Here is a 15,968-nt window from a genome sequence, read left to right as displayed (position 1 = left end):
TCTATTTATGGAACCGACCTTCCAGACGATGACGGGACCCGGGGTGGATCAAACGGGCGGCGGTCACCGGCTGACGCCCGGACCAGGTGCGGCGACGGATCAGCAGGCACGGCTCGCCTTTTTCAATCTGCAACAACTTGCACTCGGAGGCCTCGGCCAGAATCGCCTCGACCACATGCTCGCCCTCGGTCAGCGGCGCGACCTGATTCAGATAGGCGTAGGGCGTTTGCAGGGTGAAGTCCTGCTTGAGGTAATCCGGGGCGACCAGTGCGTTGACGAAGCGGTCTTCGATTTGCACCGGGATATCGTTTTCGAAATGCACAATCAGCGAGTGGAAAACCTTCTGCCCTTCGCGCATGTCCAGGGCCAGGGCGCGCTCGGAGCCGGCGGCCTCTTCTTCCAGGGTGATCACCTGGCAGGTGTGGCGATGGCCACGGGACGCGATTTCGTCGGCGATGTTGTGCACTTCAAACAGCGCGGACTGGCTTTTCGGTTCGGCGACGAACGTGCCGACACCCTGCATGCGCACCAACAGACCGTCGGCGGTCATCTCGCGCAGCGCGCGGTTGATGGTCATGCGGCTGAAACCCAGCTGGCTGACCAGCTCGCTTTCCGACGGAACGCGGTAGTGCGGCGGCCAGTTTCCACTGTCGATTTGCTGGGTGATCATCTGTTTGACGCGGGCGTACAAGGGCGCCGGACTGTCGCCCATGTGTGCGGCCAACGGTGACACTGGGGGCGGAGTCGGCACGGTTAATCCTTGTTCGTTGAAGAGAGGTAGCTAGCTTGCCGGAGTTTACCGAGCAGGCAAACGTCTGTATATGTATATACAAATAACACACGATGGGGTGCTGAACCATGTCCGCCTTCTTTGCCGAACGCGCGCTGCTGCCTAGTGGATGGGCCAACAATGTACGTCTTGAGGTCAGCGCCGACGGCGTTTTGACCCATATCCAGGCCGATTCCCACGCAGATGGCGCCGAGCGGCTAAGCGGTCCGCTTTTGCCAGGAATGCCGAACCTGCACTCCCACGCCTTCCAGCGCGCGATGGCCGGGCTGGCGGAAGTGGCGGGCAATCCGAACGACAGTTTCTGGACATGGCGCGATCTGATGTACCGGCTCGTCGGAAAAATCAGCCCGGATCAACTCGGAGTGATCGCCCGTCAGCTGTACATCGAAATGCTCAAGGCCGGTTACACCTCGGTGGCAGAATTTCATTACGTGCACCACGACACCAATGGCCAGCCTTATGCGGACCCTGCCGAACTGGCGCTGCGCATCAGCCAGGCCGCCAGCTCCGCCGGCATCGGTTTGACCCTGCTGCCGGTGCTGTACAGCCACTCCGGTTTCGGTGGCCAGACGCCGAATGACGGCCAGCGCCGCTTCATCAACAGCACCGAAAACTACCTGAAACTCCAGTCCCGTCTGCAACCGATCCTCGCGCAACAACCTGCGCAGTCGCTGGGCCTGTGCTTCCACTCGTTGCGTGCGGTAACGCCGCAGCAGATCAGCGAAGTGCTGGCCGCCAGCGACAAGCAGTGCCCGGTGCACATTCACATCGCCGAACAGCAGAAGGAAGTCGACGACTGCCTGAGCTGGAGCGGTCGCCGTCCTCTGCAATGGCTGTACGAAAATACCGAAGTCGACCAGCGCTGGTGCCTGGTCCACGCCACCCATGCCAACCCGGAAGAAGTCACGCTGATGGCCAAGAGTCGCGCCATCGCCGGCCTGTGCCTGACCACCGAGGCCAACCTCGGCGACGGGATTTTCCCCGCAGTGGATTTCCTCGCCCAGGGCGGGCGCATGGGCATCGGCTCCGACAGCCATGTGTCATTGAGCGTGGTGGAAGAATTGCGCTGGCTGGAATACGGACAACGTCTGCGCGATCAGCGGCGTAATCGCCTGTATGGCGCAGAACAACCGATGGTCGGCCGTACACTGTATGACGCCGCGCTGGACGGCGGCGCCGAGGCGCTGGGGCAGCCGATCGGTGCGCTGGAAGTGGGCAAGCGAGCGGATTGGCTGGTGCTGGATGGCAACGATCCGTACCTGGCGACGGCCAGTGGCGACGGGATTCTCAATCGCTGGTTGTTCGCCGGTGGCGATCGCCAGGTGCGCGATGTGCTGGTCAACGGCCAGTGGGTTGTGCGCGATGGGCGCCATGCCGGCGAAGAGGAAAGCAACCGCGCCTTCACCCAGGTGCTGCGCGACCTTCTGGGTTAACACCAAACAACTGTGGGAGCGAGCCTGCTCGCGAAAAGACCGTCAGATCCAACAGTAATGTTGGCTGACAGTCCGCTTTCGCGAGCAGGCTCGCTCCCACAGGGTTATGAGTGATCAGTTGGACGTCTTGGCCATCTGCGTATCGGTCGCACGCCAGATCAAACGAGTGGTGTCGTAACCCTGCTGACGCGCCTTGCTCAGCAGCTCCTCCCGCACTACACCGTTGACCGTCGGGGTTCGCGACAGCAGCCACAGGTAACGGCGGCTCGGATCACCAACGATCGCGGTCTTGTAGTCGTCGCTGACGTACAGCACCCAGTACTCGCCCTTCGCCACGCCCGGTATCAACCGCGAAAACCAGGTATCGAACTCGACCCACAACTTGTCGGTCTTGCCCGGCACCTGTGGATAAGCCGTGCCCTTGGCCTCTTCCCACTGCCAATCAGCTGTCAGGCAACGATTCAGCACCAGGATGTTGCCGTCCGGCTTGAGGGTGTAATGGGCTTCGGACTGCGCGCAGTTGCGCTGGAAATACATCGGCAGACGCGCCAATTCGTACCAGGTCCCCTGGTACTTCTTCAAATTGACACTGTTGACGGTTTTCGGCGCCAACGGATCTTCGCCAGAAGTGGCGCAGCCGGCCAATACCAGACCGGCAAAAAGGAGGATCAATAACCGTTTCATTGTTTTTCTCCCGCGGGCGAATCGCCCCGGATTACTTCAGGCCTTGGCCGGAAAACATCAACACTTTGTCACCGGCGTACTGCACGCTGATAAAGCTGTTCTTGTCGCCCCAGGTGCAACTGGACATGCCGAGCGCGCCCGAGCAGTCGGTTGGCTTGCCCAGCAGGGTTTCAACCTCGGCCTTGGCCATGCCGGTCGACAACTTGGAGTAGTTTTCCTGATTGATTTTGCCGCACGCGGCCAGCAACACGCAGAACGAAAGCAAGGCGATGGAACGCAGCGACATGGTGGAGCTCCTGGGACGAAGGGGAATGGCATGACTGCCAAGCAGAAGCTTAGAAGAGAAAACCCCTGTCTGGTTCCCTGACCAGACGCCTATTTATCCGGCCGCTCGTCTGCCTTTTCCCGATAAATCAGCCACTTTCTCGCGCTGTTGAGCATTTCGTCGGTTTTGACAGAATCCGCCTAATCTTTGGCGCCGTTCAGTCGACACAGGTAGGAGCGAGCTTGCTCGCGATGGGCGTCAACGATAACGCGTGCTTGCTGACTTCACTCGATGTCCTGTCATCCATCGCGAGCAAGCTCGCTCCTACACAAGCCCCCTCCGCGGTAGCTCATTTAATGACCAGAAACATGAAGTTCAGCCACAAAATCCTGTTGGCTGCTGCCCTCGTGGTGGCGGTCGCGTTCGCCTGTTTCATCCTGTTCAACGACTATCGCCAGCGCCAGACGCTGCGCAGCAGCACCGAATCGTCGATGCAGGAACTCGGCAGCCTGACCACCAGCAACATCCAGACCTGGCTGGAAAGCCGCATCCAGCTGCTGCAATCGCTGTCCCAGCAGATCGCCGTGGACGGCAGCGCGCCGGCCAGCCTCAAGCGCGCCATCGACCTGCCGGCCTACACCGGCAACTTCCAGCTGAGCTACTTCGGCGGCACCGACGGCGTGATGTTCTCGGTCCCGGCCGGCAATCGCGCCGCCGATTACGACCCGCGCGCCCGCGGCTGGTACAAGGCAGCCAACGGAGCACAACAGACCATCGTCACCGAACCGTACATCGCCGCGTCCTCCGGCAAACTGGTGATCACCGTCGCCACACCGGTACAGCGCCAGGGCCAGATGATCGGCGTCGCCGGTGCAGACATCGACCTGTCCAGCGTCAGCGCGATCATCAACTCGCTGAATTTCGGCGGTCACGGTCATGCGTTCATCGTCAGCGCTGACGGCAAGATCCTGATTCACCCGGACAGCAAACTGGTCCTCAAAAGCCTCGCCGAGGCTTACCCGAGCGGCGCCCCCCAAGTCAGCCCGGGCATGAAGGAAGTCGAGATCGACGGCAAGCGCCAGTTCATCTCCTTCACCCACGTCAACGGCGTACCGTCGGCCGACTGGTACGTGGCGCTGGTGCTCGATCAGGACACCGCGTTCTCGATGCTCAGCGAATTCCGCACCTCGGCAATCATTGCCATGGTCATCGCCGTTGTGATCATCATCGCGCTGCTGGGCATGCTGATCAGCTTCCTGATGCAGCCCTTGCTGACCATGGGCCGCGCCATGCATGACATCGCCGAAGGCGAAGGTGACCTGACCAAACGCCTGACCATTCACGGCAACGACGAATTCGGCGCGCTGGGCACTTCGTTCAACCGTTTTGTGGAGCGTATTCACACCTCGATCCGCGAAGTGTCCTCGGCCACCGGCCAGGTCAACGAAGTCGCGCTGCGCGTGGTCGCCGCGTCGAACTCGTCGATGTTCAACTCCGACCAGCAAGCTTCGCGCACCAGCAGCGTGGCCGCGGCGATCAACGAACTGGGCGCCGCCGCCCAGGAAATCGCCCAGAACGCCGCCCTCGCCTCGCAGCATTCGAGCGACGCCCGCGCGCTGGCCGAAGACGGTCAGCAAGTGGTGGATAGAACCATTACCGCGATGCAGCAGCTGTCGGCGAAGATCAGTGATTCCTGCGGCAACATCGAGACGCTCAACAGCAACACGGTCAACATCGGGCAGATTCTCGAAGTGATCACCAGCATCTCGCAGCAGACCAACCTGTTGGCATTGAACGCTGCCATCGAAGCAGCCCGTGCCGGTGAAGCCGGTCGCGGTTTTGCCGTGGTGGCTGACGAAGTGCGCAACCTGGCGCATCGCACCCAGGATTCGGCGCAGCAAGTGCAGAAGATGATCGAGGAACTGCAGGTCGGCGCCCGCGAAGCGGTGAGCACCATGACCGACAGCCAGCGCCAGAGCGAAAGCAGCGTCGGCATCGCCAACCAGGCCGGCGAACGCCTGGGCAGCGTGACGCAACGGATCGGCGAGATCGACGGGATGAACCAGTCCGTGGCGACGGCGACGGAAGAACAGACCGCAGTGGTGGAGTCGATCAATGTCGACATTACCGAGATCAACACGCTGAATCAGGAAGGGGTGGAGAACCTGCAGGCGACATTGCGTGCGTGTTCAGATCTGGAGCAACAGGCAGCGCGTCTTAAGCAATTGGTCGGTAGCTTCAGGATCTAAAGCGCTTTTACGGGCCTCATCGCGAGCAGGCTCGCTCCTACAGGTGATCTGTGTCGTTCACAAATCTCCTGTAGGAGCGAGCCTGCTCGCGATGACGGCATCAGCCGCGATGAAGATTCAGAACCGAGATCCAGGCTGCGAAAGAAACTCCAGCTCCTCAGCCGTAGACTCCCGCCCCAACACCGCATTGCGATGCGGAAACCGCCCGAACCGTGCAATCACCTGCTGATGCTTCTCGGCATAATTCAGATAATCGCCGAACAGCGCCTGGTCGCCCTGGGGCTGTTGCGCCACCAGATCGAGATAACGAGAGACCGCCTCATTCTGCACCGCCATATTCTCGCAATGCTCGAACACCAGGTAGATGAACACCCGCTGAATCGGCCGCAACTGCCGGTCGAAATCCGCAGCGATGCCTTGCGCCACCAGCGCCTGAGCCTGGAGATCGCCTGAAAAGGATTTGGGCGTTTCGCGAAAGATCATTCGCGGAAGTTGATCGAGCAACAGCACCAGGGCCAGCCAACCGTCGGGGCGTTGCGCCCACTCGGTCAATCCGCCGGCCAGTGCCTGCTCGACCCAGTCCCCGAAACGCGTCTGCGCTTCGAGGTCCTGGCTGTCGTGCTTGCCGAACCATAACCTGCCCTTCTCAGCCGCTACTGCTTTCGGTGATTCGGCGTGTCCGAACCACCAGTCGAGCAACGGCTGCCAGGGCGCGGTCATGTTTACTCCTGGTGGTAAGCCGTGACGCGCGCGACTTCTTCTTTCGAGCCGAGGAACACCGCTACGCGCTGGTGCAGGCCTTCAGGCTGAATGTCGAGGATGCGCTGGTGACCGTCAGTGGACGCGCCGCCCGCTTGTTCAACCAGGAACGACATCGGGTTGGCTTCGTACATCAGGCGCAGTTTGCCCGGCTTCGACGGCTCGCGGCTGTCGCGCGGGTACATGAACAGACCGCCACGGGTCAGGATACGGTGCACGTCGGCGACCATCGCGGCCACCCAGCGCATGTTGTAGTTCTTCTTCAGCGGACCTTCATCGCCCGCCAGCAATTCGCTGACGTAGCGCTGTACCGGATCTTCCCAGTGACGCTGGTTGGAGGCGTTGATCGCAAATTCCTGGGTAGTTTCAGGAATCTGGATGTCTTCGTGGGTCAGCACGAAGCTGCCCATTTCACGGTCCAGGGTGAAGCCTTTGACGCCATTGCCCAGGGTCAGCACCAGCATGGTCTGCGGGCCGTAGATCGCGTAACCGGCGGCAACCTGCTGAGCGCCTGGCTGCAGGAAGGCCTTTTCGTTCAAAGGCTCGTTCTGGGTCAGGTATTCGTTCGGGCAACGCAGCACCGAGAAGATCGTGCCGACCGGGGCGTTGATGTCGATGTTCGACGAACCGTCCAGCGGGTCGAATACCAGCAGGTAGGCGCCTTTCGGGTATTTGCCCGGGATCTGGTAGGCATTGTCCATTTCTTCGGACGCCATGCCGGCCAGGTGACCGCCCCATTCGTTGGCTTCGAGCAGGATGTCGTTGGACATCACGTCCAGCTTCTTCTGCACTTCGCCTTGGACGTTTTCAGTGCCCATGCTGCCCAGAACACCGCCCAGGGCGCCTTTGGAGACGGCGTGGCTGATTTCTTTACAGGCGCGCGCCACCACTTCGATCAGGAAACGCAGATCGGCAGGGGTGTTGTTGCTACGGGTCTGCTCGATCAAATAGCGACTCAGGGTAACGCGGGACATGGAAGGCTCCGGTGGAATGGGGGGCTAAAAACCCGCGCAGTTTAACGCGAGTCGGGGCGCATTTCCTCCTATCAGACGTGATACGCCCAATAGAGTTCATGCGCCGGGTTTAGCGTAGTTCGAAACGGGCATTTTTCCCGGCAGGCAGACCGCTTTCGCGAGCAGGCTCGCTCCTACAGGGGATTGCATTCCATTGTAGGAGTGAGCCTGCTCGCGATTGGATGCGCAGCACCCGCCTTCAAGGCTTGATAGGGGGTTTACGCAACAAGCTAAACGCCATCGCCGCCAAAAACAAAACACTCAGCAACAACACCGCCCACAACCCGAATTTCTTCCAGTTGGTATCGGCCTGCGCAGTCGTGGTGGCGGTCGACGTCGACGTTTCAACCGCGCCGCCCGCCACCGTGGCCTTGCCCAGCGCCGCCCATTTCGCCGGGCTGTAATCCGGAATCAGCGTCGACAACGGCAGGTTCGCCGTCTTCACCGTCGCACTGCCCAACGCCAGCGTGTAAGGCCCGGCACCGCGCGCCAAAAACACCAGCTGCGTCGAGCGCACGGCAAACTTCACGGTCGGCGCCTGCGCACCCAAACCACCGCCCCGCTCGTCCACCGTCAACTTCAACTGCTGCACGGTTTGCCCCGACAGTTGCAATTCGTTCTGCACCACGTCCTGGCCACTCTGGGTCAGGCGATAGAGCAAGCCGCTGCTCAGTGGCTGCCATGGCAGGCTGCTGTCGCGACGACCGGACAAGGTCACCGGCGCCAGGCTGTTCGGCTGACTCAACTCGACCTGCAAGCGCTCGACATTCAGCCCCATCGGCAATTGCCAGGTGTATTCGCCTGCCTTCGCGCTGCTGCCAGCCAACGGTTGCGACCAGACCAACGGCAGCGGCAGGCTGCGGGTGCTGGCGCTTTCCAGTTGCGCCGAGGTCAATATTGGCGCCGACTGCGGCGTGCTCCACAACAAGCGCAGATAGCGCGCCGATTGCCCCGGCAAGCCGACTTCATGCTGCTCGACCCGCTCGTCGGCAAACGTCAGCCGCGCCACCTGGCCGTCACCCCACGGCTGCCAATGCTGCAAGTCGTCGCTGGCCTCGATGCTGAAACGCTGGAAACCGTCGCGCTCGCTTGTCCAGTCGAGGATCAATTGCTGCAACGGTGCCTTGATCCCGCTGGCGTCGAGCAGCCAGCCGCGCAGCACTTCTTCGCCCGCCTCCAGTTGGCTGGACGGCTGCACTTCGACCAGCGTGCCGCTGGCGCTCGATTGCACCCGCACACTCGGCGCGCGCTCGGTGGAGTCCGCCGAGGTGTACAACGGGAACCACTTCACGTCGGTCAGCGTGCGATTTTCGCTGGTTTGCGCAGTTTCTCGCGCCAGGGCGTAGGCCTGAGCCTCGCCCGCCGCGTTGAACACGCGCACGTCGCTCAGGTCGGTTTGTCGTGCATTCAACTGCACGGCCAAGGGCAATTCGAGGCGATACCACGGGCCTTCGCCGCTCACGCTCAAAGGCACTTGCGTGGCGAAATCCGCCGGTGTTTCCTGCGCGCTGGCCGACAACGCCATCCCCATGGCAACAGCGCCCAACCAGGCAAGGTTCAGCTTCTGACTCAAGACGACACTCCTTCGGTGTGCGGCGCCGGTTTTTCAGGGTCCGGGGCCACTTCGGCACGCTTGGGCGGCAGGGGGGCGAAATAGCCCACCACCAACAGCAACACACCCACGCCGATAAACGAGACGATCCGGGCGAGTCCGCCGCGGTTACTCAACTCAACAAAGAATAGTTTGGCCACCACCACGCCGATCAGCGCCGCGCCAATCAGCCAGACTTCGCGACGATGACGCAGGTGGCCTCCGATCATCAGACTCAACGCCATCAAGGTCCAGACGATCGACAGACCGGCCTGCACCTGCATCGATGCCAGCAGCAAATCCAGCTCGAACGGCACACCGCCCCAATGGTGAGCCGTGCGGTTCACCAGCGCGGTGAAGAAGGCGAACAGCGAGACGCCCGCGACCAGTTGCGTGGCGTGATCGAAGAGGTCCTGGCGGAGCGCCAGTTGCTTCACCGCACTGCGAGCCCAGACGTAGACGCCGAACAGCGCAAACAGCAGGCCCAATTCCAGCGGGTTGATCAGCGGCACGTAAGGCAAGGGTTCGGCGGTGCCGTCGCTGACGATGTTCGCCAGCCAGAACCAGCCGAGCATCAGCAACGCCAGCGGGGCCGCCGCGTACAACCGGTACTCGCGCGAGTAGGCCGACACCGGCCATGGCCCGTTGCGTGGCGCCGCCATCAGCACCAGGTACAGGCTCGGCAGAATCGCCCAGCCCAACCAGCGCCAGGCGTTGTATTGCTCGGAAAGCAGCAGCAAACCGTAGCGCAGCTCCAGCGCCAGCACACCGATCAACAGCCAGCAGCCGAGCACATGCGCCGTGCTCAGCGCCCGTTCCGGCAGCATCGGCGCCAGACGCCGCAGCGAGATGAAATGCACGACGAACACCGCCGTCCAGGCGAGCCAGCCGAAGTCGGCCGCCGGGTGATAACGCGAGTGCCAGGCCGCGAGCAACACCACGCCGGCCGCAGGCATCAGCAAGGTGCAGAGCAGACCCAGCGACGGCCATTTCAGGCGCAACGCCAACACCGCCCACAGCGCAACGCTCAGCGCCGCAACCGCCAGCAACAAGGTTGCCTGAAGATTCGCCGGAGCAAAGCGCAGCACTTCGCTGATCCACGCCAGCGCCCACCAACCGGCACCCCATACCAGCAGCACTTCGGACAAACGTTGCAAACTCAAAGCATCGAACGCCGACGCATGGTTGCCGAGCTGCAAGCGCCAGGCGCCGACCAATGCTGCCAGCCCCAGTACCAATGGCGTCCAGAAACCGCTGTGCGCCAGCGGCTTGAGCCCTTCACTGGCCAGCGGGCCGAGCAGATCCGGTCCGGCGAGCAAGAACGCCGCACCGCCAATCACTTGCAGCAGCAGGCCGAAGACAAAACTCACGCGCTGCTTCAGGTACAGGCTCAGCCAGATGATGAACAGACCACTGGCGGCCCACACCGCGCTCGCGGTTTGCCATGGCAGCACGAACAGCACCGCCAGGTTGATCAGCACCAGACCGGCCAGCAACACCACGGACAACCCGCGCAGCAGTCGAACGTCGCTGCGCACCATCTCGTCGCGGGCCGCCAGCAGCATCCCGGCAATCAGCGCCAGGCCGATCAGCGACGCACTGAGCAAACCGCTCCAGCCCGCACTGAATACCGCGCCCGACTCACCGCTGGAACCTTGCAACCGCAGCAGGAACAACGCGCCGCCGAGCAACTGCACGGCGAATGCCGTGAACAGGAACGTCCGCGATTGCAGGCGCAGGCCGACAAACAACGTTGCGAGACCGGCCAGCGCCCAGGCGATCGCGGTGCCGTGGGTAAAGAAGAACAGCGGCGCCAGCAGATAGAGGAAGGTCAGGCCGAGGCATGCCAGCACCGGAAACCCTTGGCGCTCCCATGCCGATGTTTGTTCAGGCGATGCTTTGCGCAATTGGTAGAAGCTGAACAGCAACGCCACGCCGAGCATCAACGCACCCAGCGGTGCGCCGTCGAGCAGGCTGCTTTCGCCGAACCGCAGCTCGCTGAGAAACGCCAGTGCCGACCCCAGTTGCAGCAGCAGCGCAAAGGCGCGGGCCAGCGGTCGTTGCTGACGCAGGCCGAGCCAGAAAATCCCCGCACCTTCCACGGCCCAGGCTGCGGCGGTCCAGCGCGCATCCAGGCCCAGCGGAATCGCCAGGCTGGCGAAAATCACGCCCAGCGCCAGGCAGGTTTCCGCCAACAGCAGCGCCCGTCCGCCCATCAGCAGGCGCGCCAGGCCCATGTAAATCATGCCCAGCGCCAATGCACTGAACGCAGCGGCGAACTCCAGGTGCTGGACCAGCGCAAACTGCAATCCGAAGCCCACCAGCGGCGGGCCGAACAGCATCGTGCCGTCGACGTAATCACCCTTGCGCGCCGACCAGCGCAACATTGCCTCGCGGCTGTCGTCTTCGGGCGCGTCGCTCAGCTCCAGCAACTTGCGCCGGGCGAACAGCAGACCGATGGCCAGGTACATCAGGAAAAACAGGATCAGGAACGGCTCGGTGCTCCAGAGCAATTCCGGTGTGTAGGAACGCAAGCCCCAGGCGAACCCGATGCCGAACGTACCGACGAAACCGACCAGGTTGAGAAGGCGCCACGCCTTGAACCAGGCGATGGCGAGGATGCCGGCGTTGAGCAAGGCGAAGTAGCTGAACAGCGCGACATGATTGCCGGCGCCGGTCGACGTCAGGATCGGCGCGGCAAAACCGCCCAGCGCCGCCGCGCAGGCCAGTGCCAGGGAATCCTGGGTGATGGCCAGAATGGCCGAGAACACCGTCACCGCCACCAGCAGACCGAGCGCCGCCGTCGGATCAAGCAGCGGGTGCAAACGCATCGCCGCGAATACGGTCAGGTACAACACGGCAATGCCGGTGCCTTGCAGCATCAGCGCGTAGCTGTTGTTGCGATGACGCAGCCACCAGCCCAGGCCGAGCAGGCCCAGTGCAGCCGCCGCTACACCGGCGTAACGCAGTTCGATCGGCACCACCATGCCTTCGGTGGCATAGCGCAGCAAAAACGCCAGACCAAGGAACAGCAACACCACACCGACCCGCAGCACGGTGTTGCCGCCGAACAGCCAGTTACGTGCGCCGCTGATGGCCCGCTCAATGAGGTTCGGACCCCGCGGGGCGGAGGGCTCGCGAGTGACTGGTTCGGACTTCCAGACATCATCGGGCAGCGGACGGCTGGTTTGCGTCGCCGTCGCGGTGATGGGGTCGAGTTCGGGTGGAAGCTCCCAGACCATCTCGGGGGTCGAGACAGGGACTTCTTCAAGCGTGAAAACAGGCGCGGGAGCCGGTTCGCCGGGAACGGGCGCTTCAGCAAGCGGTTGGCTGGCAACCGGTTCGACCGTTTCAGGCGTCCTGCCTCCAGACACTTCCAGCACGGCAAGGCGTTGCTGGACTGCATTCAGCGCCACTTGTGCCTGCTCCAGCAGGCGACGCTGTTCTTCCGTCCGGGACCCCAGACGGCCGATGTGAATGGCCTGACCGATACCCAATCCGAGCAACGCCCCCAACAGCGCGTCGCTGAATGACTCATCGAGTATCCAGCCGAGCACCAGCCCAATCAGCATGAAAATCCATTGCATGGTCGATATCCCTAAGCGGCCCCGCTGGGGGGCAAATCCGGGTTGGCAGCATTTGGCTGAGTCTAGTGTGAAACCACACAAACCTGTGGGAGCGAGCCTGCTCGCGATAGCGGCCTGACATTCAGCGTTGAATGTCAGGCCGCTATCGCGAGCAGGCTCGCTCCCACAATGGATCGCCATGCATACCAGCCGGTGAAACTGTTGCTTAGTATATCGATCAGGCCCAGCAAGCGCTGGGCCTGGCACGCATTTGTAGCTAAAAGTTACTCCAGTGCTTTCCAGATATCCGTGGCGTACTCTCGAATGGTCCGGTCGGAAGAGAACCAACCCATCCGGGAAGTGTTCAACACCGCCGAGCGCCACCACTCGTTTGTATCGTGCCAGTGCGCTTCGACACGCATCTGCGCGTCCCAGTAGGAATCGAAATCGGCGCAGACCAGGAAGCGGTCATAGTCGATCAGCGAGTCGATCAAATTGGTGTAGCGGGACGGATCATCCGGCGAGAACACCCCGCCGCGTATCGCCTGCAGCACATCATTCAGACGATGGGACGCGGCAATGTCCGGCGTCGCATTGAACTCATGATTCTGCTTGCGCGCTTCAACCTGCTGCGCACTTAGACCGAAGATGAACATGTGCTCGGCGCCGATCCGCTCGCACATTTCCACGTTGGCGCCGTCCAGGGTGCCGATGGTCAGCGCTCCGTTGAGGCCGAATTTCATGTTGCTGGTGCCCGACGCTTCGAAACCCGCGGTGGAAATCTGCTCGGACAAATCCGCCGCCGGAATGATGCTCTCCGCCAGGCTGACGTTGTAGTTGGGCAGGAACACCACTTTGAGCAAGCCGCGCACGGTCGGGTCGTTGTTCACGACCCGGGCGATGTCGTTGGTCAGTTTGATGATCAGCTTGGCCTGGTGATAACTGGCCGCCGCCTTGCCGGCAAAGATCTTCACCCGCGGCACCCAGTCGATTTCCGGCTCGGCGCGGATGGCCTGGTAGAGCGCGACGGTGTGCAGCAAGTTGAGCAACTGGCGTTTGTACTCGTGGATCCGTTTGACCTGCACGTCGAACATCGCCGCCGGGTTGACCGCGACCCCAAGGCGCTCGTGAATGATGTACGCGAGGGCCTTCTTGCTGTGCAGGCGCTGTTCGGCGAAGGCCTTGCGGAAGGCCGGCTTCTCGGCGAACGGTTCCAGCTCCAGCAGCCGTTCTTCAGGGTTGTCCAGCAAGTCCGGGCCGAGGGCGTCGACCAGCATCGAGGTCAATTCCGAGTTGGCCTGGTACAACCAGCGGCGGAAGGTGATGCCGTTGGTTTTGTTATTGATGCGATCCGGGTAGAGCTTGTGCAGTTCGGAGAACACGGTTTTGCGCATCAGTTGCGTGTGCAGCCCGGACACGCCGTTGACGCTGTGGGAACCCAGGAACGCGAGGTTGCCCATGCGCACACGGCGGCCGTTGTCTTCCTCGATCAGCGAGACCGCGCGCAGTACGTCAAAATCGTGAATGCCTTTGGCCCGCAACGAGTCGATGTGCTGGGCGTTGATCAGGTAAATGATCTGCATGTGCCGCGGCAGCATCCGCTCCATCAAACCGACCGGCCAGGTTTCCAGCGCTTCCGGCAACAGCGTGTGGTTGGTGTACGACAGCGTGTCGACGGTGACCTGCCACGCGGCGTCCCACGCCACGTCATAGACATCGACCAGCTGACGCATCAGCTCGGCCACGGCAATCGACGGGTGAGTGTCGTTAAGCTGGATCGCCGCGTGGTCGCCCAGGGTCAGCACCGATGTGTGCATGTTGCGATGGCGGCGCAGCAAATCCTGGAGAGACGCGGCGACGAAGAAGTATTCCTGTCGCAGGCGCAGTTCCTGGCCCGCTTCGGTGCTGTCCGCCGGGTACAGGACGCGGGAGATACTTTCCGCCCGGGCCACTTCAGCGACCGCGCCGAGGTGGTCGCCGGCGTTGAAGCGTTCAAGGTGCAGGTCTTCCATCGCCCGGGCACGCCACAGGCGCAGGGTGTTGACGCTTGCTCCGCGCCAGCCGACCACCGGGGTGTCGTAAGCAATGGCCCGCACGGTTTCCGCCGGCGACCAGACTTGCTTGGACTTGCCGTTGGCGTCGGTCACGGTTTCGACGCTGCCGCCGAAGCCGATCGGGTAAACCACTTCCGGCCGCTCGAATTCCCATGGGTTGCCGAAGTCCAGCCAGTGCTCGGTCTGTTCCTGTTGCCAGCCATCGACAATCGCCTGGCGGAACAAGCCGTGTTCATAACGAATGCCGTAGCCGTGGCCGGCAATGCCGAGGGTCGACATGCTTTCCATGAAGCACGCCGCCAGCCGACCGAGGCCGCCGTTACCCAGGGCCGCGTCGGGCTCCAGCAGGCGGATGCGCTCGAGGTCGACGCCGAGCTCGGTCAGCGCTTCGCGGGCGACGTCCAGCAGGCCGAGGTTGCTGAGGCTGTCGTAGAGCAGCCGGCCGATGAGAAATTCCAGGGAGAGGTAGTAAACCCGCTTCTGACCTTTGCGGTAGATCTGCCGTGTGTGATCCATCCAGTGCTCGACCATGTGATCGCGCGCGGCCAGCGCAATGGCTTCGAACCAGTCGTGGTCGAAGGCGTGATCCGGGTCTTTACCCACCGCGTAGGTGAGTTTGGTCAAGACGGCGTCGCGGAATGCGGCCACCTCTGCTTCGCGAACAAGTGGTTCTTGAGTCATCGATAGGACCTCGAGCGAGCTTTGAGTTGTCTGAGCCTAGACGGTCTGACAGGCGGTAGAGGCTCTGGTTCGGCAGTTTTTCCCGTTAGTGCGACTAAGGTCGGCATTACTTTGTCGAATGGCTGAATCAATGCAGGGGCCGTGCCGGAATTTGGCGGTTACTCGGCGTCCGTTAAAAAATCTGGCGAAAGGTTGTTCAAAAATCCACCAGTCCCGGTATGATCGCGCGCCCTGATGCACACGCTGGTAACAACCGATGATGAAACCCAACCTGATCGCCGCCGCAGAGATCGATCGCCTCGATACCTGGGCCAAATACTCTGCGCCGATGTGCGGCTCCTGCATATCCAGCTGCTGCACCTTGCCGGTCGAGGTCAAGATCAAGGACCTGATTCGCATCGGCATCGTCGACGAGTTCGAGCGCGGCGAGCCGGCGAAGAACATCGCCAAGCGTCTGCAGAAGGAAGGGATCGTCGAGCGTTACAGCCAGAAAACCGAGATCTTCACCCTCCAGCGCATGAGCAACAACGATTGCCTGTACCTGGATCGTAAGAGCCGTCTGTGCACTATTTATGAAAAGCGCCCGGACACTTGCCGCAATCACCCGAAAATCGGGCCGCGGCCGGGGTATTGCGCTTACAAGCCGAAGGAAGTGGCGCGCGAGACCAGCAGCAGCCGTCGGCCTCTCGAAAAATTCTGATCCGAGTCTTCGCTGCTTGACCTGACCTCATCGCGAGCAGGCTCGCTCCCACATTGGTCCATGTCGTACACAAATCATGTGTTCACATAGATCCCCTGTGGGAGCGAGCCTGCTCGCGATGAGGCCGGTGCATACACCGCACAAATCCCGGACAAACAAAAACGCCCCCGGCCTTTCGACCGG

The 15,968-nt window shown here is 62.0% G+C and carries 11 protein-coding genes and 1 pseudogene; 4 read left to right on the top strand and 8 right to left on the bottom strand.

Features of this window, described 5'->3' with window-relative positions; genetic code table 11:
• Position 1: 1 nt before the first annotated feature.
• Positions 2-712 (bottom strand): histidine utilization repressor, encoded by a 711-nt coding sequence (hutC, locus tag ACF6ZU_RS14420; RefSeq protein ID WP_174602685.1) that lies wholly within the window; start codon positions 710-712, stop codon positions 2-4.
• Between the two features lie 146 nt (positions 713-858).
• On the opposite strand from hutC, the gene ACF6ZU_RS14415 reads away from it, so the two are divergent.
• Positions 859-2,223, top strand: coding sequence for a formimidoylglutamate deiminase (locus tag ACF6ZU_RS14415; protein WP_392893474.1), 1,365 nt, complete (start codon positions 859-861; stop codon positions 2,221-2,223).
• Positions 2,224-2,337: 114 nt separating this feature from the next.
• Here the strand turns inward: ACF6ZU_RS14415 and ACF6ZU_RS14410 are convergent, their stop codons facing one another.
• Entirely contained in the window at positions 2,338-2,907 is a 570-nt protein-coding gene (locus ACF6ZU_RS14410) for a lipocalin family protein (RefSeq protein ID WP_392893472.1), read from the bottom strand.
• Positions 2,908-2,938: 31 nt separating this feature from the next.
• Positions 2,939-3,193, bottom strand: a complete 255-nt coding sequence (locus tag ACF6ZU_RS14405) for a hypothetical protein (RefSeq protein ID WP_392893471.1) — start codon at positions 3,191-3,193, stop codon at positions 2,939-2,941.
• Positions 3,194-3,423: 230 nt separating this feature from the next.
• Between ACF6ZU_RS14405 and ACF6ZU_RS14400 the strand changes: the two are divergent.
• Both ACF6ZU_RS14400 and ACF6ZU_RS14395 read left to right on the top strand, forming a co-directional pair.
• Positions 3,424-4,563: pseudogene (locus ACF6ZU_RS14400) on the top strand (cache domain-containing protein); the annotation flags it as partial.
• Between the two features lie 93 nt (positions 4,564-4,656).
• Positions 4,657-5,421, top strand: a complete 765-nt coding sequence (locus ACF6ZU_RS14395) for a methyl-accepting chemotaxis protein (RefSeq protein ID WP_392893818.1) — start codon at positions 4,657-4,659, stop codon at positions 5,419-5,421.
• A 117-nt stretch (positions 5,422-5,538) separates the two neighbouring features.
• On the opposite strand, the gene ACF6ZU_RS14390 is transcribed toward ACF6ZU_RS14395, so the two are convergent.
• From ACF6ZU_RS14390 to ACF6ZU_RS14370, 5 genes are all read right to left on the bottom strand, one after another.
• Positions 5,539-6,141 (bottom strand): DUF924 family protein, encoded by a 603-nt coding sequence (locus tag ACF6ZU_RS14390; RefSeq protein ID WP_392893469.1) that lies wholly within the window; start codon positions 6,139-6,141, stop codon positions 5,539-5,541.
• 2 nt (positions 6,142-6,143) lie between these two features.
• Complete coding sequence (locus ACF6ZU_RS14385) at positions 6,144-7,154, bottom strand: class 1 fructose-bisphosphatase (RefSeq protein WP_392893467.1); 1,011 nt, start codon at positions 7,152-7,154, stop codon at positions 6,144-6,146.
• A gap of 238 nt (positions 7,155-7,392) precedes the next feature.
• Positions 7,393-8,766 carry a DUF3999 domain-containing protein gene (locus tag ACF6ZU_RS14380; RefSeq protein ID WP_392893465.1) on the bottom strand — a complete coding sequence of 458 codons (1,374 nt, stop codon included), beginning with the start codon at positions 8,764-8,766 and terminating at the stop codon, positions 7,393-7,395.
• On the bottom strand, positions 8,763-12,371 hold the full coding sequence (locus tag ACF6ZU_RS14375; protein ID WP_392893464.1) for a DUF2339 domain-containing protein: 3,609 nt from the start codon (positions 12,369-12,371) through the stop codon (positions 8,763-8,765). The genes ACF6ZU_RS14380 and ACF6ZU_RS14375 overlap by 4 nt, the downstream gene beginning before the upstream one ends.
• A 263-nt stretch (positions 12,372-12,634) precedes the next feature.
• The gene (locus ACF6ZU_RS14370) at positions 12,635-15,085 is read right to left on the bottom strand and encodes a glycogen/starch/alpha-glucan phosphorylase (RefSeq protein ID WP_392893463.1); all 2,451 of its coding nucleotides are present in this window, start codon (positions 15,083-15,085) and stop codon (positions 12,635-12,637) included.
• Between the two features lie 259 nt (positions 15,086-15,344).
• Between ACF6ZU_RS14370 and ACF6ZU_RS14365 the strand changes: the two genes are divergently transcribed.
• A complete protein-coding gene (locus ACF6ZU_RS14365) occupies positions 15,345-15,785 on the top strand; it encodes a YkgJ family cysteine cluster protein (RefSeq protein ID WP_085988407.1) in 441 nt (146 codons plus the stop codon).
• Positions 15,786-15,968: the final 183 nt, after the last annotated feature.

It is taken from the genome of Pseudomonas migulae (assembly GCF_043225285.1).
GTDB classification, from domain to species: Bacteria; Pseudomonadota; Gammaproteobacteria; order Pseudomonadales; family Pseudomonadaceae; genus Aquipseudomonas; species Aquipseudomonas migulae_C.
This window is presented reverse-complemented; position numbering and strand designations above follow the sequence as displayed.